The 5,185-nt window shown below is 52.2% G+C and carries 5 protein-coding genes; 3 read left to right on the forward strand and 2 right to left on the reverse strand.

Annotation, left to right across the window (positions count from 1 at the left end):
- Window positions 1-126: 126 nt before the first annotated feature.
- Both GX441_04335 and GX441_04340 read right to left on the reverse strand, forming a co-directional pair.
- A complete protein-coding gene (locus tag GX441_04335; protein ID NLI97871.1) occupies window positions 127-1,728 on the reverse strand; it encodes a hypothetical protein in 1,602 nt (533 codons plus the stop codon).
- A 100-nt stretch (window positions 1,729-1,828) separates the two neighbouring features.
- Complete coding sequence (locus tag GX441_04340; protein ID NLI97872.1) at window positions 1,829-2,380, reverse strand: hypothetical protein; 552 nt, start codon at window positions 2,378-2,380, stop codon at window positions 1,829-1,831.
- A gap of 206 nt (window positions 2,381-2,586) precedes the next feature.
- Here GX441_04340 and GX441_04345 point away from each other — a divergent pair, with 206 nt between their 5' ends.
- The 3 genes from GX441_04345 to GX441_04355 all read left to right on the forward strand — a co-directional run.
- Complete coding sequence (locus GX441_04345) at window positions 2,587-3,549, forward strand: hypothetical protein (protein NLI97873.1); 963 nt, start codon at window positions 2,587-2,589, stop codon at window positions 3,547-3,549.
- A 93-nt stretch (window positions 3,550-3,642) separates the two neighbouring features.
- A complete protein-coding gene (locus GX441_04350; GenBank protein NLI97874.1) occupies window positions 3,643-4,596 on the forward strand; it encodes a transglutaminase domain-containing protein in 954 nt (317 codons plus the stop codon).
- A gap of 69 nt (window positions 4,597-4,665) precedes the next feature.
- A partial coding sequence (locus tag GX441_04355) for a transglutaminase domain-containing protein (GenBank protein NLI97875.1) occupies window positions 4,666-5,185 on the forward strand: 520 nt, incomplete at its 3' end.

Below are 5,185 nucleotides of genomic sequence, written 5' to 3' on the forward strand. Positions count from 1 at the left end.
GGGGAGGGTAGGGTGGGGGTGTCTGTACCCCAAGAAGCCGCTTCGCGCCTTCTTGGGGACCCCGACGACTTTCTCGGGAAGTCGTTCAGAAGTTTGCCTTCAATTCAAAAATGATAAGGGCAAACTTCACTTTACCAGCACTACTTTTGAAGGGCTAGCCTTCTCTACCTGCGGCACGATAAAATACACTCCAGGCCCATGCCCACTACCCCAGGACAATGTCCCGGACTCGCCCGAAGATTCAATCATGTCGATTTTTCTGCCCGAAGCGTCGAAGACGGATGCGGAGAAACCGTTCGGGCAGTTGGAGTAGCGCAGGGTGATCGAGCTTCCGATAGGGTTGGCTATCTCGATGTGTGTTACGTGGGAGGGGGGAAGTGTTGTGGGCTCGCCTACGCCGACGCCCATGTCCCAGTCGGAGACGATGGCGTAAGCCTCGAAGACTGTATCCTGATTCAATCTTGCATAGGCCCATGCGATTCTTTCATCGTTGCAGGCAACAGAGGGCTTTTGAAGGCGTGACCTGTCGCCCCAGAAGCCAACGCACCATACCGTGTCAGGCCCCCATGCAGGCGTATATTCGAAAAGACTTGTCTTGCGCCAGATTTCATTGTCATTCACTACCTCGCCTAGAAATCCGGAGGAATGCGACCAGGAGTGCGATTCCCAGGGTGTCGTATCCATGTTAAGAAAAGTGTACATCCGCTCATGCGTATGAGCGAACTTGCCTTGCGCCGAGAAGTCGTCCGAAAAGGGATCAAGCGGGTCGTCTGGCGTAACATGAATACTGTCGCCCCAGGACACCACGCAAAGTTTCTGCGGAGTCTGTCCCCGGTCTGAAAAGATGCGGCCATATAATACGGGATTGCCGCCCGTACCTACATGCGTGTTGTCGATCCAGAACACTGCAAATCTATCATTATCGAGCCAGTAAGGATGAGGCCTGGAGGCGCCTGCAAGACTTTCTCCATCGTCAAGGCGGTGACCAAAAGGGGCCCAGTCTAGAGGTTTATCAAGGGAGTCGAACACCTGGTAGTAGGGATACATGTGGGCTGTTTTGATGAAGTGCAGCCATGTAACCACTATATCGCCCTCTTCGTTCAATGAGACCTTTGCCCGCTCGTAATCGCCCTCGAAGTAATCAGGCAAGGTATCATAGGCAAGAAAGGCCGAGTCAAGAGGGTTGCCCTGAAGGTCGAACCTCTGCAGCCAGATACCTGCTCCACCTGCCAGCCTCGTTTCAAAACTCATGGCAAACTTGCCGTTGTTCGAAAGGCTCACTGAAAGAGGAAGACCCAGGTCTATATCCATGTAAAGCGATTTTGAAGAAACAAGAGGGGTTCCATCAGGTAAAAAGCTCATGAAGCGCAGTTTGGATAGCTTCGTATTGCTCAAGGTCATTCCTTCAATCCAGACGAGCACTGCGTTGCCTGCAGAGTCCATATCCAGGGAGTAGCGGTTGACCCATATCGTGTCCAGCAACTTTGGAATCTTGTACGCGTCCGTTAGTGGATTGCCTCCCTTGTCGAAGAAGCGAATGTAGAGGTCCATCTGAAAGTGGTCGGGAAACTGAAGGCTGTCGAGCCAGGCTATTGCAAAGCGGCCGTCCCTAGCCATCGCAGCCTGAAGTGAAATCTGGTGGTGATGAGATTCTGCATCCGCTATGCGGAAAGGGCCCGCCAAAACACCTTGCCACAGTGTCAAAACCAAAAGACTTAGCTGAGACATTACAACCTCCTTATATTCAAATTCATTCTAACAATCAAGTCTGTTGTGTCAAGCATCAGAGGAGGGCAAAAAGCCCTCCTCTAAACGCTTCAAGGCTTACTCATGGGTCGTAGTCGCTGCAATAACCTGAACTTGTTCCACCACCAGAGAGACTTAAGGTCGAATAAACATACCAGTGTAAGCTATAAGTCGCAGGATCGTCAGGTAATGGAGTATAATCAAAACCATCGCCTTCGGTGTCAGTGTTCCAAGTGCCTGTAAGAGAGTTCCAGGTCTGCTCGACTGTGTTTTTTCTGCGGATTGCGGACCCCGCCCATGTTCCGGAGCCACTTTTTATTCCGCTTCGGCCCGTGTCTTTGCCGCCGTACAGACTAGAAACCGTGAGGTAGATAGTGTCATTCAGGGCACTGCAGACAAAACCGACATGTACGCTGTTAGGTGTGTAGAAAGTATCACGAGTCGGCGGACTGCCAGAGCACGTTGTATCGTCAGCCGCGCCGCCTGTGCCGTCTCGTGTATAGCTATAGCCGCTGCATATAAGAGTACCTTCGCTGAACCAACCTGTCCACCTTTCATAATACCCATATGTCGTGCTTGCCGATGCAAGCACCATTACAACGGCTACGAGAATGAGGGCTTTATTCTTGCCCATTGTTTCTCCTTGTATTAAATTGTTTGTTAATAATCTCAGGAATCCTGCAATTCCTGTCTTGCCCTCGGCAGCATAATTATAGAAAAAAAACCCCCCCCGCATGTCAAGTCTTTTTACGCCAAAAATCTCACTGGGCGAGACGATCTTGACAAGTTTCACCTTTTGTGTATACTGATGTATACTCGAAATAAGCTAGAGGAGTTTTTATGGCTAAGACATTGGAGAATCTTGATTACAGCTGCAAGTGGGTGTCAGAACTCGGATGCATTAAAGGATGCCTCGATCATCTTGGCGTCAAAGCGTCAGACGCGTGGGTGTACGGCGCATCCGGGCACGCGTTCATAATCAACATGCACGACGAGATGTGCCCTTCGGGTCCCACGGCTTGGAACTCGGAAGGGATGCTTCCGCTCGTGGAAAACATCGGCTGCAAGATAGAGGGCATGCATTCGCACAAGTCGGCTCCCGATTTTGCCGAAAAAAAGAAAGAAGCCTGGAAGTTCACGAAGAAAGCCATCGACTCGGGTTACCCATGCTTCGGCTGGGAGCTTGCCATCCCGGAATATTATGTTGTCTACGGCTATGACGATGAGCGCTATCTCTTCAAAGGACCCGCTATGAATCCTGAGACTAAGCCCAGGCCGTGGCAGGAGCTTGGCGATGCCGAGACAGGCGTACTCTACGTGTCTCAGGTAAAACCGGCGGAGGCAAAAGACGACTCGGCGCTTGTGAAAGAAGCGCTTGCGTTCGCAGTCGAGCATGCAAAGGATTCCAAAAAGTGGACGTTCCCGAGGTACATGACCGGGCTCGGGGCTTATGATAACTGGATAAAGGCGCTGGGGTCTGATTCTGCCAACGGGTTCGGCGCCGCCTACAACGCAGAGGTCTGGCACGAGTGCCGCCACTATGCGGTCGAGTTCCTGAAGGAGGCAAGGGGACGTCTGGGAAAACCCGGACTCAACCCTCTTTTCGATGAGGCTATCTCCCATTACGAGATAGTCCGTAGGAGTCTTCGCGAGGTTGCAGACGTCTTTCCGTTCCTTTCCTTCGACCCCGCTCATATAAAGGACGCCGGACGTCGCGAAAAGGCTTCGGCATGCCTCAAAGCCGCGCGCGATGCGGAGGCAAAAGGACTCCAAACGCTCGAAAATATAGCCAAGGCGCTCTAGGAGATCGTGGAGTGCGCTCTGAATCAAGTAACAACGGCGAGGGTTCAGTGAGGCGAAGCAGGAAAAACTCGTAAAACGAAATAAGGAGATATAGTGAAAGGTCTTCTTTCCGGATTGGGTCTATTGGCTTTACTCAGCACAGGACTCAACGCTCTAGATACTAATAACTCGAATTTGGCAACCGAAAGGAGCGCGATGCTCGAATACTACACCAGCCAGGGTCCAATGACCGACCCAGGGAAACACATCAATTTGTATGAAGGGTTGCCCGATGATGTCGCAGGACTCGTCAAGGTCGTACAGGGCGCATTCTTGCACATCTTTTGGGCACGCGCCTACGGCGTGCAGTTGACCCAGGAGAAGGCAAGCTCCGTCGGCATGCGCACCCTCGAAGCCAAGCTTGCCGAGATTGAGAAGATGGACAACCGTCCAATAGTCGAGCCTCGCGAGCTTGAAAACCGTCTTGTTGCCAACTGCAGGGATTACTCTCTGCTCCTTTGCTCGCTCCTGAAGTACAAAGGCATACCGGCAAGGGCAAGGTGCGGATTCGGAGCTTATTTTATGCCCGGGAAGTATATGGATCACTGGATATGCGAGTACTGGGATGTCAGACGCAGCGAGTGGGTTCGCGTTGACGCGCAGCTCGACAGCGTTCAGGTAAAGGCTTTGGGTATCGAGTTCGATCCTCTTGCATTGCCTGAAGGCGCATTCCTTGCGGGCGGCGAAGCCTGGACGCTCTGCCGTGCGGGCAAGCTCGACCCCGACAAGTGCGGCTTCTTCGATCCTCCTAACCTCAAAGGCATGTGGTTCATCAGAGGCGACATGATCCGCGACTTCATGGCCCTGAACAAGCTTGAGGTACTTCCGTGGGACTCCAATGACTCAGGGCTTATGGGAATTCCTGATGACAAGCTGACCGAAAGCGATTACGCCATGCTGGACAAGGTGGCTCAATTGACCACCTCAGGCGACAGCGCCTTCACGGAACTTCGGGAACTCTATGAGTCTGATTCGATCCTCAGGATGCCTGCGGACTGGAACCCGTAACACCCGTAACACCCGTGACAGGCAATGAAGACATGAACGGGGCATACCAAACGTAAGAATGGAAAGAATGTGAAATGGACTTTTTGCGGATTGGGCTTCATGGTGTTTCTTTTCACAGGACTCAAAGCCCAAGGATCGAATACGATAAGTCCGTCAAACGAAAGGAGTGCCATGCTCGAGTATTACACAACACAGGGCGTAACGACAGACCCCGGAAAGTACGAGGATTTGTACAAAGAACTGCCTGATGATGTGCATGGGTTGGTGCAAGCCGTTACAGGTCTCCTGATGCACGAAGCACACCTGGCGGCGTATAAGGTCGAGCTCACCGAAGAAAGAAAGAGCGAGCTGCAGCTGCGAAGAGTCGAGGATATGCTTGAGAAGATAATGACCCTGGACGAGCACTCGCTAGTTACGCCTCGTGCACCCGGAAAGCGGTTGATAGTAGACTGCAGACATTTTACCGTTCTTGCTTGCTCATTTCTGAGATCGAAAGGCATACCCGCAAGGGCAAGATGCGGCTTCGGAGGTTACTTCCAACCCGGGATATACTCCGATCACTGGATATGCGAGTACTGGGACAGCACCC

The organism is bacterium (genome assembly GCA_012517375.1).
Taxonomy (GTDB): Bacteria; Hydrothermota; Tepidihabitantia; order B3-TA06; family B3-TA06; genus JAAYVC01.